This window comes from Haloarchaeobius amylolyticus (assembly GCF_026616195.1).
Classification (GTDB): Archaea; Halobacteriota; Halobacteria; order Halobacteriales; family Natrialbaceae; genus Haloarchaeobius; species Haloarchaeobius amylolyticus.
Genome location: NZ_JANHDH010000002.1, coordinates 583051 through 608563 on the forward strand (window position 1 = coordinate 583051; position 25513 = coordinate 608563).

The window sequence follows — 25513 nt, forward strand, 5'->3', positions numbered from 1 at the left end:
ACAGGGAGTTAATCGGCCGCTGTCTTGCGATTTACAGGGGTCCAAAGACCCGGGTGGAACGTTCTGCAACACTTCTTGGTACGGGTGGTTAACACAACGTTCAGAAGCTACTTACCTGCGGATGGCTCAATTGGTGGCAATGAGTACGGAGTCGGTCGACGTCAGCGTCGTCCTCCCCGCCTACAACGAGGAGAAGACCATCCGCTCCACCGTGGAGACGACGCTCGAAACGCTAGAGTCCTTCCTGCCGGCCGGCACCTTCGAGGTCATCGTCGCCGAGGACGGTTGCGACGACCGCACGCCGGACATCGCCGACGAGATGGCGGCCGCGGACGACCGCGTGCGCCACTTCCATTCCGACGAACGCCTCGGCCGCGGGGGCGCGCTCGAACGCGCCTTCGAGGCCAGCCACGGCGACACGCTGGTCTACTTCGACACGGACCTCGCGACGGACATGAAACATCTCGAGGAGCTCGTCGAGAGCATCCGGACCGAGGGGTACGACCTCGCGACGGGGTCGCGCTGGATGGCCGGCCACGAGGCGGACCGCCCCGCGAAGCGCGGCATCCCGAGTCGCGGGTTCAACCTCCTCACGCGGCTGTTCCTGCGCTCTGACCTGCGCGACCACCAGTGCGGGTTCAAGGCGTTCGACCGCGAGGCGTTCCTCGCGCTCCAGCCGACCGTCGAGGACAACCACTGGTTCTGGGACACCGAGATGCTCGTGAAGGCCCAGCGCCGCGGCTTCCGGGTCAAGGAGTTCGCCGTCGACTGGGAGCCCAAGGGCGACACCAAGGTCGACCTCGTGCGCGACGTCTTCGGCATGGGGAGCCAGATCCTCCGGACCTGGTGGGAGCTGTCGGTGACCCCGCGGGTGAACCGCCGTGTCAGCCTCGTCGCCGGGACGCTGCTCTCGACCGTCGCCATCCTGCTGATGGCGTTCTACTACCTGGAGTGGGAGGTCGTGCTCGACCACATGGGCGCTGCCGACCCGGCGTTCGTGGTCGCCGCGGCGGTCGTCTACCTGGTCTCGTGGCCCATCCGCGGCCTTCGCTACCGCGACATCCTCGACACCATCGGCTACGACAGCGATACGAGATTCCTGACCGGCGCGATATTCATCAGTCAGACGGGGAACCTCGTGTTCCCGGCGCGGCTCGGTGACGGCGTCCGGGCGTACGTGATGAAGGTCCGGCGGCGCGTCCCGTATCCATCGGGCTTCGCGTCGCTCGCCATCGAGCGCGTGTTCGACCTGCTGACCATCGCCGGGCTGGCCGGCACGGTGATGCTCGCGCTCGTCGCGACGGGGAGCGCGGACGACATCGCCGCTGCCCTCGCTGGCGAGGCGGTCCCGCAGGAGTACGCCCAGTACCGGTCGGCAGCCGAATACGCGTCGTACGTGGCTGCCGGGGTCGGCATCGCGGCAGTCGCCGCCGTCACCGCCATCTTCGCCTCGGCGCGCTCGGACCGAGACCTCGTGAGCCCGCTGGTCGCGCGTCTCAGCGACGACTCCTACGCCATCATGGTCGTGAACGTCATCAGGGGCTTCGTCACCGACGTCCAGGCCGTCACGCAGGACGGCAAGGCGTTCGCGGTCGTCGGCTCGACGAGCCTGCTCATCTGGACGTTCGACGTGGTCACCGCGATGGTCGTGATGGCTGCGGTCGGTATCGACCTCCCGCTGGCGCTGTTCGTCACGGTCGGCTTCTTCGCGGTGAGCGTCGGGAACCTCGCGAAGGTCCTGCCGCTCTCGCCGGGCGGCATCGGCCTGTACGAGGGCGCGTTCACGGTCTTCGCGGTCGGACTGGCACCGGGCATCTCGGTCGAACTCGCCATCGCCGCGGCGGTCGTCGACCACGCGGTGAAGAACGTCGTCACCATCCTGGGCGGGCTGGTCTCGATGGTCTCGCTCAACGTGTCGCTGACGACGGCGCTGGAGGAGAGTTCCGAGGCCCGCGAGGCAGCGGAGCCAGCGGGCCAGGAATGAATCGGTGACTCGACTCGTTTCTCAGGACCGGTAGTGCGGCGTGACGAACGGCCCGAGCGCGCCGGCGACGGCGCTCTCGAGTGCGCCCTCGCGGTCGATGGCACCACCGCTGAAGATGCCGATGGCGCCCTCGCTCCGGGCCACGTCGTCGCGGTCGAACTCGTCGTTCATCACGGGGCCGAGCTCCTCGCCGTCGTGCACCCGGGTCGCGACGTGGTCGGGTAGACGGATGCTCGGCCCGGCGGCGCGCTCGACGCGGGTCCCGTCGAAGACGGCGGCCCACATGACGAGGTGGAGGTCGGTCGTCGGGTCCCCCTCGTCCGACCGCGGTGCCGGGACGAGGTCGGCCACGCCGCCTTCGATACCGACGCCGAGGTCGAACGCGCCGGTCTCGTAGGCGCGGCGGGCCCGGTTGGTCGCGCCCGCGACGGTCTCGTCGAGACCGCGGGGCTGCTCGGGCACGCCGGAGTCCACGTCGGCCGGTTCGACGACCACGCCGGGGAGTGTTTCGAGGGCTCGCTCGGTCGCTGCCACCTTCACGGGGTTCTGGCTCCCGATGGCGACTCGCATCGAGTAGGTTCACGCGCGGGAGGCAGATGTGCGTTGTCATCGCCGCTACGACGACTACATATTAAAATTGTGATTTTCAGTCGAGTTCCGGCGTATGACATAGGAATTCGTGGCATATAGAGAAAAATTCCACAACATTTAATATCGGGCTCCACATCGCACAGTATCAGCACCAGCGCTTCCGGGTTTCTCCAGGACAGCTCCTGCCCGGTAGCCCCCGCCTTCGCACCCATGCCAAACGCACGAACCCGAACACGAGTAAGCAGCACCGAAGAAGAGACATCCGACAACAGCCTCCAGTGCCCCGAATGCGGCGGTAGCGTCGTCAGTGAGGGGTCCGAGACGGTCTGTGACGACTGTGGTCTCGTCGTCGAGGAGGACCAGGTCGACCGCGGCCCGGAGTGGCGCGCCTTCGACGCCCAGGAGAAGAACGAGAAGTCCCGCGTCGGTGCCCCGACGACCAACACGATGCACGACAAGGGTCTCTCGACCAACATCGACTGGCGCAACAAGGACGCCTACGGGAACTCCCTGGGCTCGCGCCAGCGCGAGAAGATGCAGCGCCTGCGCAAGTGGAACGAGCGCTTCCGCACCCGTGACTCGAAAGAGCGCAACCTGAAGCAGGCGCTCGGCGAGATCGACCGCATGGCCAGCGGCCTCGGCCTCCCGAAGAACGTCCGTGAGACCGCCTCCGTCATCTACCGCCGCGCGCTCAACGAGGACCTGCTCCCCGGCCGGTCCATCGAGGGCGTCGCGACCTCCGCCGTCTACGCTGCCGCGCGCCAGGCCGGCGTCCCGCGCAGCCTCGACGAGATCGCCGAGGTCTCCCGCGTCGAGAAGAACGAGGTCGCTCGCACCTACCGCTACGTGGTCCGCGAGCTCGGCCTCGAGGTCCAGCCGGCGGACCCCGAGAGCTACGTCCCGCGCTTCGCGTCGGGCCTCGACCTCTCCGACGAGGCCGAACACCGCGCCCGCTCGCTCCTGCAGAACGCCAAGGAGAAGGGCGTCCACTCCGGGAAGTCCCCGGTCGGCCTCGCCGCCGCGGCCGTCTACGCCGCCTCGCTGCTCACCAACGAGAAGACCACGCAGGCCGCCGTCAGCGACGTCGCCGACATCTCCGAGGTCACCATCCGGAACCGCTACCACGAACTGCTCGAAGCCGAGGACAACCTCGGCCTCGTCTGAGCTACAGGTCGAGAAACGCCGCGTCGTAGGTGACGCGCCCACCGATTCTGTCGTTCTCCTCGTCCGTCAGCCACAGCACCTGGAAGTCCGCATCCGGTAGGTCGAAGGGGTGCGAGAACCCGTACGGCGCCGCCGGCTCGAACCCGAACCGGCTGTAGAAGTCCGGGTCGCCGTGGAGGACGGCGCACTCGTACCCCGCCTCGCGGCACGCGTCGAGCCCGTGGCGGATGAGCCGGCTTCCGATGCCCTCGCCCTGTCGGTCCGGGCTGACGGCCACCGGCGCGAGCGTGAGTGCCGCGTCGGGACGGGCGGCGTCGCGTCCGGTTCGGCCGCCGCCGGAAACCGAGACCTCGGTGAACAGCACGTGCCCGACGATTCCCGCGTCGGCCTCGGCGACGATGGAGAGGCCGGGGACGAACGCGTCGCTCTCGCGCAAGGCGGCGACGAGGGCGGCCTCGTCGTCGGTCGGGAAGGCGGCGCGGTGGACGGCCTCGACCGCAGCGTGGTCGGCGGCCGTCTCGGGGCGGAACTGGCACATGGGGGTCGAGACGCCACGCCCCCGGATGACCGTTCCGGTGCCCCGACAAGCGATGACGGTTCGCGCACGCTTTTGCCGGTCGCCACGCAATGCACTCGCATGGACTTCGACTCCTTCGTGCTGTGTGCGAGCACCGCCGACCTCGGCGAGGAGCCGGCGGCCCGCGAGCACGCAGACGCCGTCGAGTTCCGGATGGACCTCGCGGCCGACCCGCTGGCCGCCCTCGACGCCTACGACGGCGAGCTCCCCATCCTCGCGACGAACCGGGTCGCGTGGGAGGGCGGCGAGGCGGCCGACGACCCGGCCCGCCTGGAGGCGCTGACGGCCGCGGCGGAACACGACGCGGTCGAGGCGGTCGACCTCGAACTCGCCGCGCTCGCGGACGACCCCGACGGGGTGGTGGCGGACGCCGCCGCACACGCCCGCGACCACGGCGCGGCACTCGTCGTCTCGGCCCACGACTTCGAGGGCACCTTCGACGCCGAGGAGATGGCGGAGACGCTGGAGGCCGCAGGTGAGTACGGCGACGTGGCCAAACTGGCAATCGCGGCCGAAGAGCCACTCGACGTGCTGGAACTGCTCGCGGTGACCCGCGAGTTCGCCGCCGCGGGCGAGCGCGTCGCCACCATGGCGATGGGCGAGGTCGGCAGCCACTCACGGGTCGTCGCCCCGACGTACGGCTCGCGTATCGGGTACGCGCCCGTCGACCCGGCGGACGCGACCGCCCCCGGCCAGCTCCCCCTCTCGCGACTGCGCGAGCTGGTCGCGGCGCTGTCGACGAAACCCGAAACCTATTGAATCAGCGTCGATAACGCGGCCCCATGGTTCGTGTGCGCGTGGTCGTGGCCGTCGTGCTCTCGTTCATCTTCCCCGGCCTCGGCCACGCCTATCTCCGCCGCTGGGCGCGTTCGCTGCTGTTCGTCGGCATCTTCGTGACCGTCACCGCCATCGCGGTGCCCGAGAGCGCGCTCACCTCCGTCGGCTCCATCGTCGAGGTCACCCAGCGCGTCTCCGACCGCATCACGCTCTCGGAGAGCCTCGCGATGAGCGTGGTCGAGGTGGCCGCGATGACCGACGCCTACCTGCTGGCGAGCAGTGCGGCCCGGACAAGCGACGAGGGGCCGCGCTGTCCGAACTGCGGGAAGGAACTCGACGGCGACATCGACTTCTGTCCGTGGTGCGCCCACGAGATAGACGAGTTACGGCGCGTGTCGCGGGACTGAGACGACCCGCTTTGCGACCTCACTTCTCGATGATTGACTCTTCGATGGCCTCGCCGAAGTGCCGGGCCTTGTCCTCGTAGTAGAGCAGGAGTTCGTCACCGGGTTCGAGTTCGGTGACGGCCTTGCGGCCCTCGCGGGTGTGGACCTTGATGGTCTCTGCGTTCTGGAGCAGCGTCTCGACGCGGTCCTCGGCCTCGTCGTCCTCGATGGCGAGTTCGATGCGGAACATCGGGCGCTTCTCGATCTTCGCGCGACCGACGATGACCTCGCGGGTGTTGCCCGCGGTGTCGACGACCTGCACCTCGTCGCCCGACTTCAGCTCGGAGAGGTACTTCGTGCCGCCGCCGGGGGTGCGGACGTAGGCGTGGACCGCGCCGGCGTTGACCCGGAAGGGGCGGGAGGCGACGTAGGGCGACTCGGCCGTCTCGGCGTGGACGAACACGAGGCCGCGGGCCATCGAACCCACGAGCATCCCCTCGTCGTGGTCGAGCAGCGAGCCGGTGTCGATGCAGACGCGGTCGGCGCTGCCGGTCTGTTCGATGTCGGTGACCTCGGCCCAGCGCATGTCGAGCTTCTCGCGGTCGGCCGCGTCGCGGGCCTCGACCGTGTCGCGGATCTCGCCGGGGTCGTCGCTGTCGAGCAGGACGGCGTCGGAGCCGCGCTCCAGCGTCTCGAAGGCGGTCCTGGCGTCCTCGGCGGTCTCGACACCGGCGACGAGCGTCGTCTCCCCGCCGATGCGGGCGATGAGGTTCTCCAGCGGGATGATGGTCCAGTCCTCGCCGACGACGATGGTGTACTCGGCGATGGACGCGGCCTCCTCCGCGAAGCCCTCGTACTCCTTGCCGAGGATGCGGACGTACGCGCCGTCGGCGTTGCCGCGGCGGATGGTCGAGAGGTCGGCGGAGCCGGAGAAGTCGGTCGGGAAGTCGATGGTCCCGTCGCCCTCGCTACCCTTGCCGACGACGTAGGCGTCGGGGTCGGCGTGGCCGCCGTCGCTCTCGACCTCGTCGTCGTCCTCGCTCTCGGCGTCGGTGATGATGTCCACGTCGCTGCCGTTGCGAAAGGCGGCGACGTTCACGGCGCCGAGTTCGCGGACGCGGGCCACGTCGGCCTCGTCCACGAGTACCCAGTCGACGCCCGCTTCGAGCCCTGCCGTGATGCGTCGTTTGCGTGCCTCCCAGTCGCCGACGCTGCTGTCGGCTTTCAGCCAGACTTCGCGCTCTGTAGTCATACCACGAAGTCCGTCAGGGCGTTGCTTTAACGTGGCGGAAGTGGCGATTGTGCTCAGTCGAGCAGACTGCCGGCCAGCGACGCGCCGAGGCTGCCGACCGAGCCGGTGAGGCCGGTGAGAACGCCGTTCAGGAGGACGCCGGCGGTGTCGTAGGGTGGCACCGTGGACCCGAACAGGTGGATCCGCCCGTCGGTCGGGACGAACTGCGTGTACGGAATCCCAGTGGTGGCGATCGTGAAGAGGGTACAGCCGACGAGCGCCCCGGCCACAATGGCGGGCACGAACGTCTGTTCACGACTCGCGCTCGCGACGAACGTGACGAGGGTCGCCAACAGCACCCCGAGAAGCGGGACGTACTGGTAGATGTGAAAGCCGAGGAGTATCCGGAGCTCCGTCAGCGTCACGTCCACCGGGGAATAGGTCCATTCCATGAGCGCCTGCGCACCGAACTCGCCGACCACGACAGGCACCAGGCCGAGTGCGAGGCCGGCGGCGAGCAGGACGAGCGCCACCGCAGCTGATTGCCGGGCGGCGTCCCGTTCGGTCAGGGCGTCGGCGATATCGCGGAGCGTGACGACGTCGTCGTATCGGTCTCGGTCGGGGGAAGTCATCTCGTATCGAACTCTCGGGAGCGGGACCGTCGTGTCGTGGCTGTTCGGCTGTCAGTCGAGCAGACTCCCGGCCAGCGACGCGCCGAGCGCGCCGACCGCGCCGGTGAGGCCGACGAGGGCCCCGTTCAGGAGGACGCCGGCGGTGTCGTAGGGCGGGACGGTCTCCTCGAAGGGGAAGGAGTTCTCGACGACCGCGAACTGGGTGTGCGGGAGCCAGGTGCTCGCCAGCATGAACAGCAGGCAGCCGACGAACGCGCCGACGACGGCCGCGGGGACGACCTTCCGGCGCGGGCCGTCGTGGCTCGTGCTGGAGACGAACGAGACGACGGTCGCCAGCAGGGGCGCCAGTATCGGGGCGAAGATGTACACCAGCCTGCCGATGTTGTTCTTGCTCGCCTGTGCGCTCTGCTGGGCACTCGGCCCGCCGGCGAGTTGCAGGAGGTTGTGGTCGCCGAACCCGCCGAAGAGCAGCGGGACCAGTCCCAGTGCGATGCCGGTCGTCAGGAGGGCGAGGGTCACGACGCCGAACTGCCGCGCGAGCGTCCCGTCGGTCAGGACGGCCGCGATGTCACGCAGCGTGAGGACGTCGTCGTAGGGGGACCCTTCAGGGTTGGACATATCGACCTGTTCCCTAGTCCGACACATAAATCTCCGGGGAGGAATCCCTCGACACGCCTTTACCCCTGTCTCTACAACTCCCGGCACGATGACTGCCCCCGCCACGGTCCTCTTCGACCTCGACCTGACCCTGTGTGCCTCCACACAGGACCGGGACGCCCTCCTCTCGGACACCTTCGACGCGGTCGGCGTCGAGCAGTACTGCGACCCCGCGGACCTCGGCGCGGTCGTCGGCGAGGTGGGCACCGCCGACACCGAACACGGGTTCTACGAGTCCATCTTCGCCGCGGCCGCCGACCGCGCCGGCGTCGAGGACGTGCCCACGGACGCGCTCGCCAGCGCCCACGCCGACCTCGTCGACCACGCCGCGGTCGAGTTCTGCCCCGGCGCGGAGCGCGCCCTCGAACACGCCCGGACCCACGCCGAGAGCGTCGGCCTCGTCACGAACGGCGGCGAGGCGAGCCAGACCACCAAGTTGGAATCGCTCGGCATCGCCGACGACTTCGACGCGACGGTGTTCGTCGACCCCCGGAACGGTGTCGAACCGAAGCCCCACCCGGCACCCTTCGAGCGCGCTCTCGGGGCACTGGACGCGGCCCCCGAATCGACCATCCACGTCGGCGACTCGCTGCGCTCGGACGTCGCCGGCGCGAACGCCATGGGTATCGGCTCCGTGTGGGTGCCCTACGACGCCGCGAGCCACGACGGGGCCCACGACCCGACCCACCAGCTCGACACGCTCCACGAGTTCGAGACGGTCCTGTAGGGCTCACCAGTCGTCGCCGAGCGCGGCCCGGGCCTCGCGGTAGCCCGCCGCGGTCCGCCACGTCTCGCCCGAGTCGACGTGTTCGACCTCGTAGGGCGACTGGCACGCGCCGCAGCGATAGCCGTCGGCAGGTCGTTTCACGGGTTTCGAGGCGCGGTGGCGGGCCGCCCGCCAGTCGCAGTCGCTGGCCGCACAGCGCAGCAGGTACCGCGGCTCCGAGAACGTCTTGCAGTGTCGCGGCGCGTCGAGTTCGGTGGCCTTCTCGCGGAAGCGCTCGCCGTGGCCCGACTCGCCGAACTGCTGGAACTCCCAGGCGTGGACCAGCTCGTGGCGGATGGTGTCGGTGAACTGCCGCCAGCCGAAGGCGCGGTACGCCTGCCACGTGAGGACGATGGTGCAGGTCTCCTCGTCGGGATGGTACCGGCACGCCCCCGCCCGGCGTTTCGCCCGCTTCGAGACGTCCCAGTCCACCCGGTCGAGGTCGACCGCGACGTCGACGGTGCTGGCGTACGTCCTCGCCCAGTCGCAGAGCTCCGCGGGCGTCTCGGGGTCTGGCGTGCCGGTGTCGTGCACGGCTGCAATCGCGGGCGGGGCGTCCCTAAGCGTTCCGGCGGCGAAGCCACCCCACGTTCCGGCGACCCTCGTATGACATACCGGCACAAAGTTCATCCCGGACTGGCCAGAGCATCCCCACATGGCCTCGCTCACCGACAGGCTCCCCACGTTCGCGCAGGTCGAGACGGCGCTCGCACTGCTGTTCCTCGGGAGCATCGCGGGCGTCCTGCTCACCAGTGGGAGCGTCATGGGGGCCGCCTTCGAGGGGAACTGGCTCCTCACCGTCCTCTTCGTCCCGGTGTTCCTGCTCCCCGCCGTCGTGGTACTCCACGCGCTCGTCGACCTCTACCGTGCCATCGACGGCGACGACGCGACCATCGAGGACGCCATCGGCCACCTCGCCCGCGTCCTGCCGGCCGGCACCTTCGTCTTCGGCGTCTGGCTCGTCACCCGCATCGACCCCGACGCCGAGTTCGACCCGACCGCCATCGTCGCGGTCATCCTGCTGTTCGTGGGGACCGTGGCACTGGTCGGGTCGGTACTGGCACAGGCCGGCTGGCGACTGCTACGAAGAACGAGTCCCGGTGCAGAAACCTAGACTTCCATCGCGAACCCGCCGCGCTTCAGCGCCTCGTCCACGCTCGCGTCGTCGTGGACGATGGCGGCGACCGCGCGGGCGATGCGCTCTGGCGACTCGTGCTGGAAGATGGAACGACCCATCGAGACGCCGGCCGCGCCGCCGTCCATCGCGCCGCGGACCATCTCGACGGTCTCGCGGTCGGTGCCCTTCGCGCCGCCGGCGATGACGACGGGCAGGCGGGTGGACTCGACGACGTGCTCGAACGAGTCACCGTCGCCGGAGTAGCCCGTCTTCACGATGTCGGCGCCGACCTCCTCGGCGAGGCGGACCGCGTGGCCGAGCGCCTGCGGGTCGTCGCTCTCGACGTCGGGGCCGCGGGCGTAGGCCATCGCGAGGACCGGGATGCCGTAGTCGGCGGCCTCGGCGGTGACCTGCGAGAGCTCCTCGATCTGACCGGGTTCGTAGTTCGAGCCGACGTTGATGTGGAAGGAGACGGCGTCGGCGCCGACCCGGATGGCCTCCTTGACGGTGCCCGTCATGCGTTTGTCGTTCGAGTCGGGCCCGATGACGGTCGAGGCGTTGAGGTGGACGATGTAGCCCGCCCCGTTCTTGTGCTCGTGGACGCGGGGCGCGATGCCTTTCTGCGTGAGGACCGCGTCCGCGCCGCCACGCGTGACCGCGTCGATGGTGGATTCGATGTCCTTCAGCCCCTGTACCGCACCGAGTGTGATACCGTGGTCCATCGGGACGATGACGTACTTCCCGTCTGTCCCGATGCGTTCTAGCCGTGTCTGGATTCCGATGTCTGTGTTCATGTATGTCACTCTGTAGCAAACAATAGGTTATGTCCCTTCTGGTTCGGGTACTCCTTGCGCGTAACCGGCCCGGACGCCCTCTGCGAGTTCTCGCGCCTTCTCCTCGAGGCGCTGGGGCACGTCGTCACCCTCGGGGTCGCCGTGCTCGGCGACGATGTCCACGAGGGCACTGCCGACGATGACACCGTCGGCGCCGCCGGCCACGATACGCCTGGCATGGTCTCCGGTCGAGACTCCGAAGCCGACGGCCTTGGGGATATCGTACTGACAGATGCGACTGAGAGAATCGGCCGTCTGGTCGCTCACGTCGTCGCGAGCCCCCGTGGTGCCGAGTCGTGCCTGTACGTAGACGTAGCCCGAGGTCTGTTCCATCATGCGTTCGAGGCGCTCGCCGCGGGTCGTCGGCGCGACGATGAACACGAGGTCGAGCCCGTACTCGTCACACGCCTCGCGGAGTGGGCCGGACTCCTCGGCCGGCAGGTCCGGCACGACGAAGCCCGAGATGCCGACCTCGGCGGCGCGCTTCACGAAGGGTTCGGGCCCCTCCTCGTCGCCGTACTGGTAGATGAGGTTGTAGTAGGTCATACAGACCAGTGGCACCTCGACGTCGAGCGACTCGACGAAGTCGAAGTACACGTCGGGCGTGACGCCGGCGTCGAGCGCGCGGACGACCGACGCCTGGATGGTCGGCCCCTCCGCGATGGGCTCGGAGAACGGCAGGCCGAGCTCGATGACGTCGGCGCCGCCGCGTTCGAGCGCCTTCACGTACTCGCGGGTGCGCTCGACGCTCGGGTCGCCCACGCAGAGGTACGGCACGAAGGCGGGTTCGTCGAAGGCGGCGTCGAGGTCGCTCATAGCGAACCACCGCCGACCTCCTCGAAGACGTCCATGTCGGGCGCTCCGGGGATGTCGCGCTTCTCGGTCTCCTCGATGACCGCCTCGAGGTCCTTGTCGCCGCGCCCGGAGACGTTGATGACGGTCACGTCGCCCAGCGTCTCGGGGTGCTCGGAGGCGTAGGCGATGGCGTGGGCGGACTCCAGCGCCGGGATGATGCCCTCGTGCTGGCTCAGGTGGTGGAAGGCGGCCAGCGCCGCGTCGTCGTCGACGTTCACCGGGGTCACCCGGCCCTCGTCCACGAGGTAGGAGAGCTCCGGGCCGACGCCGGCGTAGTCCAGCCCCGAGGAGATGCTGTGGCTCTCGACGATGTTGCCGTCCCTGTCCTGCAGGAGCTTCGTCCGGGCCCCGTGGAGGACCCCCTCGGAGCCGGTCGAGAGCGACGCCGAGTTCGGGGCGACCCCCGTCTCGCTGTCGACCTCGAGCGAGGAGCCGCCGGCCTCGACCGCGAACAGGTCAACGTCCTCGTCGTCGACGAAGTTGGCGAAGGTGCCCATCGTGTTCGAGCCGCCGCCCGCGCAGGCGACGACCGAGTCGGGGAGGCGCCCGACCTGTTCCTGGATCTGGCGGCGAGCTTCCTCGCTGATGACGGCCTGGAAGTCACGCACCATCGACGGGAACGGGTGCGGCCCGACGACCGACCCGATGACGTAGTGGGTGTCCTCGACGTTGGTCGCCCAGTCGCGCATCGTCTCGTTGATGGCCTCCTTCAGGGTGCCACGCCCGGCCGTCACGGGGTTGACCTCGGCCCCGTTCAGGCGCATCCGGAAGACGTTGGGGCGCTGGCGCGAGATGTCGCGGGTACCCATGTAGATCTCGCAGGGGAGGTCGAGGTGGGCCGCCGCCATGGCCGTCGCGGTGCCGTGCTGGCCCGCGCCGGTCTCGGCGACGATGCGCTCCTTGCCCATGTACTTCGCGAGCAGCACCTGCCCGAGCGCGTTGTTCAACTTGTGGGCGCCGCCGTGGAGCAGGTCCTCGCGCTTCAGGTAGACGTCGAGACCGTACTCCTCGCTGAGGCGGTCGGCGCGCTGCAGCGGCGTGGGACGGCCACCGAAGTCGCGCAGGCGTCGGCGGAACTCGTCCATGAAGCCGTCCTCGTTCTCCAGGACGTAGCGCTGGTAGGCGTCCTCCAGCTCCTGGATGGCGGGCATCAGTGCCTCTGGGACGTACTGGCCGCCGTAGCGGCCGAACGTGCCCGGTCGGTCCCGTGTCGATTCCTCGGTCGTCGTGTCGTCGTCCGTACTCATGCGTTCACCAGGTCGCGTGTGTTCGTCTCCACGTCGCCGTCCATGATGGCGCTCCCGACGAGCAGCCCGTCGGCGCCCGCCTCGCGCATCCGCCGCGCGTCTGCAGGCGTCGTGATGCCGGACTCGGCGAGCAGTGTCACGTCGTCCGGAACGTGGGGCGCGATGGCCTCGAATGTGTCGAGGTCGACGACCAGTTTCGCGAGGTCGCGGTTGTTCACGCCCACGAGGGTCGCGCCCGCGTCGAGCGCGGTCTCCAGTTCGGCCAGCGTGTGCACCTCGACCAGCGGCTCGAAGCCGCGGTCGCGGGCTGCGTCTATCATCCCCCCGAGGTCGTCGAGGAACCGGACGATGAGCAAGACAGCGTCGGCCTCAACGGCGTCGAGGTGCGCCTCCTCGAGCAGGAAGTCCTTGCGCAACACCGGGACGTCGACCGTCTCGCGAATGCGGGTCAGGTTCTCGGTGCTGCCGCCGAAGTGTTCTGGCTCCGTGAGAACCGAGATGGCGGCCGCGCCGCCCGCGACCATCTGCTTCGCCAGCTCGACCGGGTCGTCGGTCCGCGAGCCCTCCGTCGTGGGACTCGTCGGCTTCACCTCGGCGATGACCGGTGTCCGCCCGTCCGCCGCCGCGGCGGCGAGCGCGTCGACGAGCGACCGCGATTCCACCGAGACGCGCCCGTCTGGTGTCTCTCGCCGCGCTGCAGCGTCCAGGATGGACCGGACCGCTGGCGCAATATCCTCAGTAGCGTTCATCATCGTACATTGATGTGCTAATCTGTACATAAGCCTTGCGCACCCGTCAGTCCGCCGACCGACGAGGAACCTTGAAGTCGGTTTCGCGCCTCGTGTCGCGTATGGACGACGCGGGCATCTACGCGAGGCACTACCCCTTCCTGGAGCGATACGTGCAACTCGGCGTCGCCAGCGGGCGCGTCATCTCGGTCACGTTCCCGGAGCAACCGGACGACGACGCGGCCGACGACCACGACCTGCTCGACCGCATCCAGACGTACTTCGACGGCGTCACCGAGGTCGACTTCGGGGACGTGCAGGTCGCCCTGACGCTGCCGACGGACCAGCGCGAGGTGCTGGAGACACTGCGCGAGAACGTGCCCTACGGCGAGCAGGTCGACGTGAAACAGCTCGCCCGCATGACGCCCGGCCTCGACGCCGAGGACGAGGACGACCTCATCCTCGTCCGGACCGCCCTCGACGAGAACCCGGCGCCCCTGCTCATCCCCGACCACCGCGTCCGCGACGGACCGAGCGCGGCCCCGCCGGAGGTCGAACAGCGACTGCGCTCCGTCGAAGACCTCTGACTCTCTCCTACTCGACGCCCAGTCCCTCGTGGACGACGAACTCCAGCGCGTTCACCAGGTAGTGTGCGACCACCACGACCAGCAGGCTCCCCGTGAGGATGAACACCGCCGCGAGGACGAAACCGAGGGCACCCGTGATGACGACGCCCGCCGGCCCCTGCACGCCGTGGCCGACCGCGAACGCCAGCGACGACACGACCGCGAGCAGCCACGGTGAGACGCCGAAGCCGACCGAGAGCGCCCCGACGAGCACCGCCCGGAACATGAACTCCTCGAAGAGTGCGACCAGCGGGAGCACCCCGGCGAGGAGGACGGCCCAGCCCCGGGGGCTCTCGGGGGCGAGCAGCGCCCGCAACTCCTCGCCCGTCTCGATGTCGAAGCGCGCCGAGACGGACGAGCCGACCTGGTTCGCCGCGTAGAGCGCCAGCCCGACCGCCACGCCGACCGCCAGCGGGGCGAGGCCGACGTGGGCCGGTGCCACGCCGAGTGCAGCCGGCGGGACCGCCGCCAGTATCGCCGCGCCGACGAGCACCGCGAGGAACAGTCCCTGCGTCAGTGCGACGTTCGCGAGCAACAGCCCGGTCGAGAACTCCTGCCGGGTGCCTGTCGAGTCGGTCTCGGCCAGCCAGCGGTCCTGTCGCTCCGCGGCCCACTCGTCGCCCTGCTCGGCGACCCACTCCTCGTACAGTCCCTCGTGGTCGGCGAAGCGCTCGCGGGCGTGGGCGTCGACCTCCTCGGTGGTCGGGAGCGTGGCCTCCGTCGTCGTCACTGTCGAACTCGTCGCGTGTGCGAGAAAGAGCAAGAAACCACAGACGACCGCCGCGACGGCAGCGAAGGCCGCCCAGTTCGGCATCTACTGCGGGCTCGGGGAACCGGTGCCGCGCCCGACGTTGTGCTCGAGCGCCGAGCCGGTGATGGACTTCAGGCGGTCGACCAGCGAGTCCTTCTCGGTCTCGCCAACGAGGGCCACCTCGAGGACCTCGCTGATGTGGCTGACCGGGATGATCTCGATCTGCTCCTTGTACTCGTCCTCGATCATGACGTCCTGCTCGTTCGCCTTCGGGATGATGACCCGGTCGAGTCCGGCCTTCGCGGCGGCCTCGATCTTGTGGGTCACCCCACCGACGGGGAGCACGTCGCCACGGACCGACAGCGAGCCGGTCATCGCCATCGACTGGTCGACGGGCACGTCCTCGAGCGCCGAGATGACAGCGGCCGCGACCGTGATGGACGCGGAGTCACCGTCGACACCCTGCTGGCCCGCCTGGACGAACTGGATGTGGATGTCCTTCTCCGAGATGTCCTCGTCGGAGAACTTCTTGATGATGGCGGAGACGTTCTGGACCGCCTCCTCGGCCATCTCCTGGAGCTTGCCGGTCGCGATGACCTTGCCCTGGCCCTGTGCCGGGACGACCTCGGCCATGACGGGGAGGACGATACCGGAGTCCTCGCCCATGACCGCGAGGCCGTTGACACGGCCGACGACGTCCCCGGAGGAGACGGTCAGCTCGTAGTCCTTGCGGCGCTCGATGTAGTCGTCCGCCAGCTGCTGCTCGATGGAGCGGCTGCGGCGCTTGGCGCGGAGCACGTCCTGACGGTCCGTGAACTCCTTGTCCTCGGCGCGGGCGATGTCGCCGGAGACGCGCACCAGCCCACCGAGGTTACGCAGCTCGAGGGTCAGGTGGCCCTTGCGGCCCGCACGGCGGCGGGCCTCGAGGATGATCTCCTCGACGGCGTCGCGGGTGAACGACGGGAGGCGGCCGTCCTTGGCGACCTCCTGTGCCACGAAGCGCGCGTACTTGCGGCGCATCTCGGGCGTGTCCTCGATGGTGTCGTCCATGTACACCTCGTACCCGTATCCCTTGATACGGCTGCGGAGCGCGGGGTGCATGTTCTCCATCGCGTCGAGGTTCCCGGCCGCGACCATGATGAAGTCACAGGGGACGGGTTCGGTCTGGACCATCGCACCCGAGGAGCGCTCGGACTGGCCCGTGATGGAGAACTCGCCCTCCTGGATGGCGGTCATCAACTTCTGCTGGGACCGGATGTCGAGGGTGTTGATCTCGTCGATGAACAGCACGCCCTTGTTCGCCTTGTGGATGGCGCCGGGCTCGACGCGGTCGTGGCTCGGCGTCTCCATCCCACCGGACTGGAACGGGTCGTGGCGGACGTCGCCCAGCAGCGCGCCGGCGTGGGCGCCGGTCGCGTCCTCGAACGGGGCGGTCTGCTGTTCGGCGTTGTTGACGATGAGGTTGGGAATCATCGAGTCGCTGCTCCGGCCGGAGTAGCGGAACGCGAGGTAGACGACACCCGCTGCGAGGATGCCCAGCAGCAGGTTGCGGGTGACGACCGCGTACACGAGGACCACGGCCATGATGATGAGCATCAGGAACGAGCGCATCTGGTTGCGCTTTCTGGCCTCGTCCTTGTACGCCTCGATTATCTGGTCGCCCTTACCCGCGGGGACGGTGCGGACCTTCGGCTCGTTGCCGTCGTCCGGGTTGTGGTAGACGAGGATGTCCTGGAGGTCCTCCTTCGGGAGGAGCTGGGACATCGCCTTCGCCAGCATCGACTTCCCCGTACCGGGGGAGCCGATCATCATGACGTGGCGGCGCTGCTTGGCGGCCTTCTTGACGATGTCACGAGCCTCGTCCTGGCCGATGACCTGGTCGACGAGGCGCTCTGGCACCTCTATCTCTTCGGTGCTGTCGATCTGGAGGCCACCGAGGAGGTCGTCCTCGGCCACCTCTTCGTCGATGTCGGCACCGATGTCGACTTCCACGTCGCTACCCAGTCGTTCGATGGAGTCACCGTCGTCCTCTGAGGGGGAATCGTCGGGCACGACGGGGTCCGGGTGCTTGTCCTTCGGGACGCCCGGCATCCCCGTCTCGCCTGACTCGGAATCCCCGTCAGTCTCGGTCTCCTCGACCGTCTCCGGGATTCCGTCGTTGGTGTCACTGTCGTTGCTCATAGAATCGGGTTGCTACCTGAATCGAAGGCTCAGGCACTGATATACTTTCTCCCCTCTCGCCCCGTCGACACACGACCGGATTCGATGGATAGAAGCCTCCTACACCCCACGAACGGCACCCGCCGGATGCCGCCACCCTTATAAATGGAACGGTCGACCCATGTAGTATGACTCGCGGATTCTACATCGGCCGGTTCCAGCCGTACCACAACGGCCACCACAGCATGGTCGAGACCATCGCCGCGGAGGTCGACGAACTCGTGCTGGGCATCGGGAGCGCGGGCGACTCGCACAGCACCCACGACCCGTTCACGGCCGGCGAGCGGATCATGATGCTGACGAAGTCGCTCCAGGAGTTCGACCTGACGACGTACGCGGTCCCCATCGAGGACCTCGAACGGAACTCGGTGTGGGTGAGCCACGTCCAGTCGATGTCGCCGTCGTTCGACGTGGCGTACTCGAACAACCCGCTCGTCATCCGGCTGTTCGAGGAGGCCGGCATCGAGGTGCGCCAGTCGCCCATGTTCAACCGGGACGTCCTGGAGGGCACCGAGGTCAGGGAGCGGATGATACAGGGCGAGGACTGGGAGAGCCTCATCCCGGACCCGGCCGTCGAGATCATCGAGGAGATAGACGGTATCGAGCGCATCCAGCAGGTGGCCGAGACCGACACGAACGGCGGGGAATGATAACGCTCGCCTCGGACTTCGGGTCGCCCTACCCGTCCGCGATGCGCGGCGTCATCTGTGCCGAGTCCGACGCCCGCATCGAGGACGTGGCCCACGATTTCCCCCGACACGACGTGCGTGCCGCCGCCTTCTGGCTCCGCGAGGTCCTGCCGTACTTCCCACCGGCGGTCCACTGCGTCGTCGTCGACCCCGGCGTCGGCACCGACCGCGACGCCATCGTCCTCCGGGTCGGCGAGCACGCCCTCGTCGCGCCCGACAACGGCGTGGTCCTCCCGGTCGCCCGCGAGCTTGCTGGACTCGCGCCCGGCGACCCACTCGACACCGCCGCGGACGTGGCCGCCTTCGTCGTCGACGACGAGGACGCCGCGAGCAGCACCTTCCACGGCCGGGACGTGTTCGCGCCGGCGGCCGCCGCGGTCCACGACGCCGGCGTGGCGGACGCCGACTCGCTCGCCCGGCTCACCTCGACCGACCCCGGCAGTCTCGTCGACTGCACGCTTCCCGAAGCCACCATCGAGGGCGAGCGCGCCGAGGGCGAGGTGCTCGTCGTCGACGACTTCGGGAACGCTATCACGAACGTCCCCGGCGACTTCCTCGCGGGCGCGAGCGCAGTCACGGTGGACGGGACCCGGACACCCGTCGGCGACACCTTCGCCGCGGTCTCCGAGGGCGACCGCCTCGTCACCGTCGGTAGCCACGGCAACGTCGAGTGCGACGTGAACCAGGGCCGCGGCGACGAGGCGTTCGGACTGGCACCGGGAGATACAGTCGTACTGGAGCGCTGTTGAGATGCTGACGCCGTTCGCCGCGATGAACGCCCTCGGTACCGTCGCCTTCGGGGCCGCCGGCGCCTCGAAGGGCGTCGAGAAGGACCTCGACTACCTCGGGGTGTCGGTGCTGGGAGTCGTCACGGCCCTCGGCGGGGGTATCACCCGCGACCTGCTCGTCGGCAAGGTCCCCGGCGCGCTCCTCTCGGAACTCGACATGACGCTCGCGCTGGCCGGCGTGGGCGTCGCTATCGTCCTCGCGCACCTCGAAGCCGGCGACATCGCGGACTCGCCCCTGCTCACGATTCCGGACGCTATCGGCCTCGCGGCCTTCGCCGGGACCGGTGCCATCGTCGGCTACCAGGCCGGCCTCTCGCCCTTCGGCGTCGTCATCACGGCGACCCTGACGGGGACCGGCGGCGGGGCGATTCGCGACCTGCTGGCTCAGGAGGTTCCGAGCATCCTCCACGAGGACTTCTACGCGACCTGCGCGCTGGCCGGTGGCGCCGTCTTCTGGGTCGTTCGCGAGGCCGGCGGTCCGCAGGTGTGGGCGACGGCCCTGAGCGTCGGCCTCGCGCTCGGGTTGCGGCTGGCGGCGATGCGGTACGACTGGTCGCTGCCGAATCCCTGACTGGCACCGATATCACACAACCGTCGGTTTCAGCTAGCCGGGCGCTTTTATCGCAGACATCTGTAACCCCACTCGTGACCCGCCTGGCCCTCGCCATACTGTTCGTCCTCCTCGGTACCTTCCTCGTCGTCGCAAGCCCGGGTGCCTGCACCGAGCGTGCGTGCCCCGGCGAGACGACCGGCCCCACGGACTACCGACTCACAGGCATCGACACGCAGGACCACACCGTCGAGTACTACGACGGCTGCAACTGGTGTACGCGGAGTCTGGTCTGGCTCTCCCTCGGCGTCGCCGCCATCGGGAGCGGCGGGACGCTGGGGGGTGTCACCGTCGTCCGCCGGTTCTGGGGGTAGCCCCCGGTCTCAATCGTCCGAGTTCCCGAAGACGCCGTCCGCGGCGCTCGCGACCTCGGACTCGAAGGCTTCGACCTCCTCCTCGATGGTCTCGCGCTCGAAGTACAGCAACTCGAGCGCGATGACCGCGGCGGCGATGGCGACGACCATGTAGAACGTCCCCGGTTCCTTCGTGTAGAGGTGGTACAGCATCAGCGGGAAGAAGCCGAACGCGCCGACGGCGCCGACCGCGGGGATGGCGCCCGTCACCGCCTCCTGGTCGCGCTGGCGGAACGCGAGCAGGCTCATCGACCCGAAGACGACGATGAACGCGAGCGAGGCGAACGAGGTGATGGCGTTCAGGCTCCCGTAGGCGGTGAACGCGGCGGTCACCACCCCGATGACGAGGACGGTCCGCGGCGGGACGCCCTCGTCGTGGTCCTCGCTGGTGATGCGGTCCGGGAGCAGGCCGTCACTGACCATGCCCTCCGCGAAGTGGGCGGTCGAGAACAGCGTCGCGTTGATGGCGCTCCCGGTCGAGAGGATGGCCGAGAACGAGATGACGACGGCCGCGGCCGCGCCGACACCCCACGGCGAGACCATCTGCTGCCCGGCCCTCACCAGCGCGGTGTGGGGATGCTTGGTGATGGCCTGCGGGACGAGGTTCACCGTCACGACGGCCACGAGGATGTAGATGAGCACCGACACGGGGATGGAGACGTACACCGCCTTCCGGATGGTCTCCACCGGGTCGGAGATGCTGTCCTGGTCGTAGAACAGCAGTTGCCAGCCCTGGAAGGCGACGAAGGAGACCGCCGCCGCCATCACGGGGCTGAAGGAGGCGAGCTTGCTCGTGCCCATCGAGACCGCCATCGGTTCGAGCATCGTCGCGTACACCAGCCCGAGCACCCCGAAGACGACGAGGATGCCGACCTTCCCGGCGACGAGGACGTTCTCGGCCGAGCCGGTCGCCTGCGCGCCGAGCAGGTTCAGCCCGACGAAGGCAGCGACCGCGACGACCGAGAGCACCGGCCGGAGTGGGAGGCTGGCGAACGACGTCGGGACCGCGTCGAACCACATGGTGAACTCGGCGAACGCGAAGGCGTACATCGCCATGGAGCCGATGTACCCGAACAACAGCGTCCAGCCGACCATCCCGGCCAGCGTCGAGTTCCCGACGAAGGACTGGACGAACGACACCGACCCGCCCTGGTTGTCGCTCATGGTGTTCAACGTGACGTAGGAGTAGCCCGCGCAGGCGGCGACCACGCCGGCGAGCACGAAGGCGAACCACGTCGCAGCCTTCGTGATGCCGGCGACCACACCCAGCACGGCGTAGATGCCCCCGCCGATCATCCCACCGAGGGCGATGGATATCGCTTCCGTGAGACCGAGTCGTTCAGACATCTGTGAACACGTCGTGGTCGGTCGCCGAGCCGAAAGCATGTCTTGCCAAAGATGGTTGGCGACGGCGGAAGTACCGGAAATCGGGACTTTCGCCCCGTCACGACCGGATTCGGCGAGTCACCGACCCAGCGCGGTCGCTCTGTGTGCGACGACGGAGAAGAATCGAGGATGCTGGTTCGACCGCGCCGCGGCGTTACTTCGCGGCGATGATGTCGTCGATGCGGATGATCATCGTCGCGGCCTCGGTCGCGGACTCGACGGCTTCGCGCTTCACGTCGGCGGGGTCGATGACGCCGTACTTGAGCGGGTCGTCGATGCGGCCCGACTCGCCCTCGCTGATGACGCCCATCACGTCACCGCCCTCGTAGGCGGCGCGCAGCGAGACGAGCGCGTCGATGGAGTCCATGCCGGTGTTCTCCGCGAGGGTGCGCGGGAGCGTGTCGACCGCGTCGGCGAACGCCTCGACGGCGAGTTGCTTGCGGCCCTCGATGCCGGCCGCACCCTGGCGGACCGCGTCGGAGATGGCGATCTCGGTCGCACCCGCGCCGGGGACGACCTCTTCGGACTCGGCCGCGACGGCGACCACGTCGAGCGCGTCCGTGAGGGCGCGCTCGAGTTCGTCGACGACGTGCTCGGTGCCGCCGCGGACGAACATGGTCACGGACTTCGCGGCCGCGCCGCCCTCGATGAAGGTGAGCTCGTCCTCGCCGAAGCGCTCGACGCGGATCTCGTCGGCGTGGCCGAAGTCCTCGCCGTCGAGGTCCTCGAGCGAGCCGAGGCGCTTCGCGCCGGTCGCGCGAGCGATGGCCCGGGCGTCCGTGCTGGAGAGCTTCTCGAAGGCGAGGATACCCTCGTTCGAGAGGTAGGAGGCGACGCGCCTGTCGATGTCGTCGGTGGTGAAGACGACGTCGACCTTCGAGTCGGCGATGGTCTTCGCGTAGCCGCGGAGTTCGGTCTCCTCGGCCTCCATGACGGCCTCGAGCTGGTCGATGGAGTCGATGCGGTACTCCGCGTCGACGTCGGTCTTTCTGACCTCGAGGTCCATGTCGAGGACGAGGATGTTGGCGTCCTCGACGGTGCGGGGCATCGAGTCGTGGACGGGCTCCTCGTCGATGATGATACCCTCGACGAGTTCGGTCGCGTTCGAGGACGCGCCGACCTTCGTGTGGATGCGCACGTCGTCGCGCTCGACGTCGGTGCCCTCTTGGACGTGGCGGATGGCCTCGACGACGGTCTCGGCGAGCTGGTCGGCGGTGAGGCCGCCGGTGCCCTTGCCGGTCATGCTGGACTCGGCGACCTGGTGGAGCGTCTCGTCGTCCATCTCGACGTCGAGGACCATCTCGTCGATGGTCTCGAGGGCGATGCGCGAGGCCTCGCGGTAGCCCTCGACGATGGTCGTCGGGTGGACGTCGCTCTCGAGCAGGTCCTCGGCCTGCGCGAGGAGCTGGCCCGCGAGGACGGCCGCGGTGGTGGTGCCGTCACCGACCTCGTCCTCCTGGGACTGGGCGACCTCGACGATCATCTGGGCCGCGGGGTGCTCGATGTCCATCTCCTTCAGGATGGTCGCGCCGTCGTTCGTGATGACGACCGTGCCCGAGGTGTCGACGAGCATCTTGTCCATGCCGCGGGGGCCGAGTGTGGTGCGGACGGCCTCGGCGACGGCCTTGCCGGCCATGATGTTCGACGACTGGGCGTCGCGGCCGTGGGTTCGTCGGGTGTCCTCTGCGAGGATGAACATCGGCTGACCGCCCATGCTACGCTGTGCGAAAGATTGTTGGGGCATGATGGGAAACCTCGCTTCCATATTGTTTGCGAGACTATATATAGATTTCTTGGCTACAGAATCGCTTGCTTGCGTTTAGCAAGCTTGCGTGTGCAAGAAGTAATTCAAGAGAGGGTTTCTCCCGCGGGTTCCCTAGCCGGTACCAAGAAATAGCAGCGCCCGAATGTATCACGCGAGATGCTGGAGTTGGAACACCGGTTCCGCGTCGTAGACGTCCACGCCCAACTCACCAGCGACGAGTTCGCCTCGACACGCGGCCGCGCCATCTCGCCCGAGAAACTCGAACGCGAGATGCAACAGGCAGGGGTCGTCCGGTCCGTCGTCTTCCCCGAGCCCGGTCCCGAGGAGGGTGACTACCTCACCCGGAACAACACCGTCGCCCGGCTGAGCGTCGACCGCCCGTTCGTCGCGTTCGCCCGTATCAACGGCCAGCGCGACCCCGGCGCGGGTGCGACCGCCCGACTGCGGAACCTCACGACATCCCGGCAGCCGTGGCACACCTCGCCTGCCGACGTGGAACAGTACGCCTACGACGACCGGTTCCACGGGTTCGTCCTCGACGCGCCCAACGACGGGTTGCCGGACGAGCAGGTCCTGGACGAACTCGCGTCGGTCGGGCTGCCGGTGCTGGTCCGGGCCGGGCAGGGGTTCGCCCCCGAGGCAGTCGCCGAGACGCTCCTGGGCCGGGGCTTCCCGGTCGTCGTGGCCCACCTCGGCGGCTACCCGCTCGACCGCGACATGATGGACCGGACCATCGACCTGCTCGACCACTACGACGACACCTACGTCGACACCTCCTTCGTCCGGTTCCGCGACCAGCTCGAACGCGCCATGCTGGAGCACCCGGACAGGGTGCTCTTCGGGAGCGGCGCGCCCTGGACGCACCCGAACGTGGGCGTGATGGAACTGCTGACGCTCGACGTCTCGGAGGATACGATGCGCCGGGCCTTCGCGAAGAACGCCTGCCGGGTCATCGAGGCACTGCGACCCGCGGCAGAAGCCTGACCTGATTCACTCGCCGGCGACCTGGTAGCGACACACCGCCCGGTCCTGCCGGGTCGAGATGCCGTTCGGGTTCCGCCGGAGCGTCCGGTCGTTCTTCCGGGCGGCGAGGCCGTCCTTCCACCCGAGGAGCATCCCCTTGACCACCGAGCGCCCGCCACCGAGCCACGACGAGGGGCGCTCGTGGCCGGTGACGACGCCCTTCAGGGAGCGCGCCCCGTCCAGCAGCGCGTGTTTCACCGCACGCGCGGCGACCGTCGGACGGACGCCGTAGTTCTTCACCAGCCGGTACGACAGCGCCCGGTACTTCCACTCCCAGTCGTGGACGGTGTGGCCGCCGTCGGTCTCGAACTCGCCGCGGACGGACATCGACGACTCCCACGTCACGTCGTGCCGGAGGTGGGCCAGCCGGTGGGCGCCGTCGCGGGCCCCGCCGGTCTGGAGGTACTCGTCGAACCCGTCCATGTCCTCCAGTACCTGTCGTTCGAACGCGACGTTGTCGCCGTTGAAGTACGTCACCTCACGGCCCGCGAGAGAAACAGACTCCTTCTCCTCGGTGGTCATCCCGGCCTTGACGGTCCGGTGTGTCGGCCCCGTCACGACGGCAGCCCCGTCGTCGAGGGCGCTCACCAGCCCCTCGTACCAGGACGGCTCGACCGCGAGGTCGTAGCTGACGAGCGCGACCACGTCGCCCGTCGCCACCTCGATGCCGGCGTTCCGGGCGACGTTGATGTTCCGCTCGCTGATCTCGACGAGCACGTCGACGTCGTCGCGCTCGCGGACCATCCCGGTCGTCCCGTCGGCCGACGGCCCGTTGACCACCACGACCTCGGCGTCTGGGACGTGCTCACCGAGCGCGTCCAGCGAGGCGTGGAGTTCCTCTCGGCCGTTCAGTGTCGGGACGACCACCGAGAGTTGCATAATCGTTGCTTGCGGTTCCGATACTTAAAAACCAGTGTGTCAATCGAACCGAACCTGTTTCATTCGACGCGCGCGTTCCAGTAGGAAACCGAGGCGAGGCGTTCGAGCCCCGGCGCGTCGAGGATCTCCTTGTCGAGGCCCCGGAACGTGCTCGCGAGGTTGCCGGGGATCTGCCGGTAGAACCCGTACGGGAGCACGAAGTCGTGGGACTCGCCGGCGAGCTGGAGTCCGGACTTCGAGAGCAGCGACTCGACCTCCGAACGCGAGTAGAGTCGCGACCCCATCGGGAGCGCCCAGTTGTAGATGCTCCGCGTCGAGAACCGGTTGAAGGTGTCGAAGAACACCTGTTCCTTCGAGACGCGGCACATCTCGGAGAGGAACGAGGCAGGGGTGTCGGCCAGATGGAAGAAACGCATCGCCATCACCGTGTCGAAGTGGTCGTCCGGGAACGGCAGGCGAGCGGCGTCACCACGCATGAACTCCAGGTGGTCGGCGACCCCGGCGGCGCGTGCCTTCCGGCGCCCCTGCTGGAGCATCGCCGCGGAGATGTCGAGACCGACGATGTCGGCACCACGCTCGGCGAGCATGACCGTGAATCGACCCGTACCGCAGGCTATCTCGAGGATGTCCTTGTCGTCGACGGGGCCGATGGCGTTCAGTACGGCCTCCTTCTCGCGCCGATCGATGAGGCGACCGCCACGGGAGAACCGCTTCTCTTCGTACTCCTCGGCCACCTCGTCGGTCTGGTACCATTCCTGCCCCTTCACACTGTGCGTTGCTACTCACCCGGTGGGATAAAACGGTATTGGACTCGCCTCGTCGTGTGGCGGTCTCGCCACGGTACGGGAAGCTTGTTGTAGTGTGGTACCATATGTCAT

28 protein-coding genes are annotated in these 25513 nt (G+C 68.4%); 12 read left to right on the plus strand and 16 right to left on the minus strand.

All coding sequences use genetic code 11. From position 1 onward, the window contains the following. Nucleotides 1-139 precede the first annotated feature (139 nt). The gene (locus NOV86_RS15240) at nt 140-1984 is read left to right on the plus strand and encodes a flippase-like domain-containing protein (protein WP_267642472.1); all 1845 of its coding nucleotides are present in this window, start codon (nt 140-142) and stop codon (nt 1982-1984) included. Nucleotides 1985-2005: 21 nt separating this feature from the next. Here the strand turns inward: NOV86_RS15240 and yjjX are convergent, their stop codons facing one another. Beyond that, nucleotides 2006-2554 carry an inosine/xanthosine triphosphatase gene (gene yjjX, locus NOV86_RS15245; RefSeq protein WP_267642473.1) on the minus strand — a complete coding sequence of 183 codons (549 nt, stop codon included), beginning with the start codon at nt 2552-2554 and terminating at the stop codon, nt 2006-2008. 231 nt (nt 2555-2785) lie between these two features. Between yjjX and NOV86_RS15250 the strand changes: the two genes are divergently transcribed. After that, entirely contained in the window at nt 2786-3739 is a 954-nt protein-coding gene (locus NOV86_RS15250; RefSeq protein ID WP_267642474.1) for a transcription initiation factor IIB, read from the plus strand. A 1-nt stretch (nt 3740) separates the two neighbouring features. On the opposite strand, the gene NOV86_RS15255 is transcribed toward NOV86_RS15250, so the two are convergent. Continuing rightward, a complete protein-coding gene (locus NOV86_RS15255; protein WP_267642475.1) occupies nt 3741-4277 on the minus strand; it encodes a GNAT family N-acetyltransferase in 537 nt (178 codons plus the stop codon). Nucleotides 4278-4376: 99 nt separating this feature from the next. Here NOV86_RS15255 and NOV86_RS15260 point away from each other — a divergent pair, with 99 nt between their 5' ends. Continuing rightward, a complete protein-coding gene (locus tag NOV86_RS15260; RefSeq protein ID WP_267642476.1) occupies nt 4377-5075 on the plus strand; it encodes a type I 3-dehydroquinate dehydratase in 699 nt (232 codons plus the stop codon). A 23-nt stretch (nt 5076-5098) separates the two neighbouring features. Then, nucleotides 5099-5500 (plus strand): zinc ribbon domain-containing protein, encoded by a 402-nt coding sequence (locus tag NOV86_RS15265; RefSeq protein WP_267642477.1) that lies wholly within the window; start codon nt 5099-5101, stop codon nt 5498-5500. A gap of 19 nt (nt 5501-5519) precedes the next feature. Here NOV86_RS15265 and NOV86_RS15270 read toward each other — a convergent pair whose 3' ends face one another. The 3 genes from NOV86_RS15270 to NOV86_RS15280 are packed head-to-tail and all read right to left on the minus strand — an operon-like array spanning nt 5520 to nt 7960. After that, nucleotides 5520-6731 (minus strand): 3-dehydroquinate synthase II, encoded by a 1212-nt coding sequence (locus NOV86_RS15270; protein WP_267642478.1) that lies wholly within the window; start codon nt 6729-6731, stop codon nt 5520-5522. Nucleotides 6732-6784: 53 nt separating this feature from the next. After that, nucleotides 6785-7342: a hypothetical protein gene (locus NOV86_RS15275; RefSeq protein ID WP_267642479.1), complete on the minus strand. Its 558-nt coding sequence runs from the start codon at nt 7340-7342 to the stop codon at nt 6785-6787. A gap of 51 nt (nt 7343-7393) precedes the next feature. Beyond that, nucleotides 7394-7960 (minus strand): hypothetical protein, encoded by a 567-nt coding sequence (locus NOV86_RS15280; RefSeq protein ID WP_267642480.1) that lies wholly within the window; start codon nt 7958-7960, stop codon nt 7394-7396. Between the two features lie 88 nt (nt 7961-8048). On the opposite strand from NOV86_RS15280, the gene NOV86_RS15285 reads away from it, so the two are divergent. Beyond that, nucleotides 8049-8726, plus strand: coding sequence for an HAD family hydrolase (locus tag NOV86_RS15285; protein WP_267642481.1), 678 nt, complete (start codon nt 8049-8051; stop codon nt 8724-8726). Nucleotides 8727-8729: 3 nt separating this feature from the next. Here NOV86_RS15285 and NOV86_RS15290 read toward each other — a convergent pair whose 3' ends face one another. After that, nucleotides 8730-9299, minus strand: a complete 570-nt coding sequence (locus tag NOV86_RS15290; protein ID WP_267642482.1) for a SprT family zinc-dependent metalloprotease — start codon at nt 9297-9299, stop codon at nt 8730-8732. Nucleotides 9300-9420: 121 nt separating this feature from the next. Between NOV86_RS15290 and NOV86_RS15295 the strand changes: the two genes are divergently transcribed. Next, nucleotides 9421-9879: a hypothetical protein gene (locus tag NOV86_RS15295; protein ID WP_267642483.1), complete on the plus strand. Its 459-nt coding sequence runs from the start codon at nt 9421-9423 to the stop codon at nt 9877-9879. Here the strand turns inward: NOV86_RS15295 and NOV86_RS15300 are convergent. The 4 genes from NOV86_RS15300 to trpC are packed head-to-tail and all read right to left on the minus strand — an operon-like array spanning nt 9876 to nt 13566. Then, nucleotides 9876-10676: a 2-amino-3,7-dideoxy-D-threo-hept-6-ulosonate synthase gene (locus NOV86_RS15300; RefSeq protein ID WP_267642484.1), complete on the minus strand. Its 801-nt coding sequence runs from the start codon at nt 10674-10676 to the stop codon at nt 9876-9878. The genes NOV86_RS15295 and NOV86_RS15300 overlap by 4 nt on opposite strands. 27 nt (nt 10677-10703) lie before the next feature. Beyond that, a complete protein-coding gene (trpA, locus tag NOV86_RS15305; RefSeq protein WP_267642485.1) occupies nt 10704-11531 on the minus strand; it encodes a tryptophan synthase subunit alpha in 828 nt (275 codons plus the stop codon). Further along, nucleotides 11528-12817: a tryptophan synthase subunit beta gene (gene trpB / locus NOV86_RS15310; RefSeq protein WP_267642486.1), complete on the minus strand. Its 1290-nt coding sequence runs from the start codon at nt 12815-12817 to the stop codon at nt 11528-11530. The genes trpA and trpB overlap by 4 nt, the downstream gene beginning before the upstream one ends. Further along, complete coding sequence (gene trpC / locus NOV86_RS15315; protein WP_267643117.1) at nt 12814-13566, minus strand: indole-3-glycerol phosphate synthase; 753 nt, start codon at nt 13564-13566, stop codon at nt 12814-12816. Before trpC ends, trpB begins: the two co-directional genes overlap by 4 nt. Before the next feature lie 101 nt (nt 13567-13667). Between trpC and NOV86_RS15320 the strand changes: the two genes are divergently transcribed. Further along, nucleotides 13668-14132: an MGMT family protein gene (locus NOV86_RS15320; protein WP_267642487.1), complete on the plus strand. Its 465-nt coding sequence runs from the start codon at nt 13668-13670 to the stop codon at nt 14130-14132. 7 nt (nt 14133-14139) lie between these two features. On the opposite strand, the gene NOV86_RS15325 is transcribed toward NOV86_RS15320, so the two are convergent. Together NOV86_RS15325 and lonB are read right to left on the minus strand one after the other, a co-directional pair. Continuing rightward, nucleotides 14140-14985, minus strand: coding sequence for a CPBP family intramembrane glutamic endopeptidase (locus NOV86_RS15325; protein ID WP_267642488.1), 846 nt, complete (start codon nt 14983-14985; stop codon nt 14140-14142). After that, nucleotides 14986-17103: an ATP-dependent protease LonB gene (gene lonB / locus NOV86_RS15330; protein WP_267642489.1), complete on the minus strand. Its 2118-nt coding sequence runs from the start codon at nt 17101-17103 to the stop codon at nt 14986-14988. It abuts the gene before it with no gap. Between the two features lie 167 nt (nt 17104-17270). Between lonB and NOV86_RS15335 the strand changes: the two genes are divergently transcribed. From NOV86_RS15335 to NOV86_RS15350, 4 genes are all read left to right on the plus strand, one after another. Then, nucleotides 17271-17792, plus strand: coding sequence for a nicotinamide-nucleotide adenylyltransferase (locus tag NOV86_RS15335; RefSeq protein ID WP_267642490.1), 522 nt, complete (start codon nt 17271-17273; stop codon nt 17790-17792). Further along, nucleotides 17789-18580, plus strand: a complete 792-nt coding sequence (locus tag NOV86_RS15340; protein WP_267642491.1) for an SAM hydrolase/SAM-dependent halogenase family protein — start codon at nt 17789-17791, stop codon at nt 18578-18580. Before NOV86_RS15335 ends, NOV86_RS15340 begins: the two co-directional genes overlap by 4 nt. A 1-nt stretch (nt 18581) precedes the next feature. Next, nucleotides 18582-19190 (plus strand): trimeric intracellular cation channel family protein, encoded by a 609-nt coding sequence (locus NOV86_RS15345; protein WP_267642492.1) that lies wholly within the window; start codon nt 18582-18584, stop codon nt 19188-19190. 74 nt (nt 19191-19264) lie between these two features. Continuing rightward, entirely contained in the window at nt 19265-19543 is a 279-nt protein-coding gene (locus NOV86_RS15350; RefSeq protein ID WP_267642493.1) for a hypothetical protein, read from the plus strand. A gap of 9 nt (nt 19544-19552) precedes the next feature. Here the strand turns inward: NOV86_RS15350 and NOV86_RS15355 are convergent, their stop codons facing one another. Together NOV86_RS15355 and thsA are read right to left on the minus strand one after the other, a co-directional pair. Then, nucleotides 19553-20929, minus strand: coding sequence for an APC family permease (locus NOV86_RS15355; protein WP_267642494.1), 1377 nt, complete (start codon nt 20927-20929; stop codon nt 19553-19555). 193 nt (nt 20930-21122) lie between these two features. Beyond that, nucleotides 21123-22667 (minus strand): thermosome subunit alpha, encoded by a 1545-nt coding sequence (gene thsA / locus NOV86_RS15360; protein WP_368408787.1) that lies wholly within the window; start codon nt 22665-22667, stop codon nt 21123-21125. A 222-nt stretch (nt 22668-22889) separates the two neighbouring features. Here thsA and NOV86_RS15365 point away from each other — a divergent pair, with 222 nt between their 5' ends. Further along, complete coding sequence (locus NOV86_RS15365) at nt 22890-23717, plus strand: amidohydrolase family protein (RefSeq protein WP_267642495.1); 828 nt, start codon at nt 22890-22892, stop codon at nt 23715-23717. A gap of 6 nt (nt 23718-23723) precedes the next feature. On the opposite strand, the gene NOV86_RS15370 is transcribed toward NOV86_RS15365, so the two are convergent. After that, complete coding sequence (locus tag NOV86_RS15370; protein WP_267642496.1) at nt 23724-24635, minus strand: glycosyltransferase family 2 protein; 912 nt, start codon at nt 24633-24635, stop codon at nt 23724-23726. 59 nt (nt 24636-24694) lie between these two features. After that, complete coding sequence (locus tag NOV86_RS15375) at nt 24695-25402, minus strand: class I SAM-dependent methyltransferase (RefSeq protein WP_267642497.1); 708 nt, start codon at nt 25400-25402, stop codon at nt 24695-24697. Nucleotides 25403-25513 lie beyond the last annotated feature (111 nt).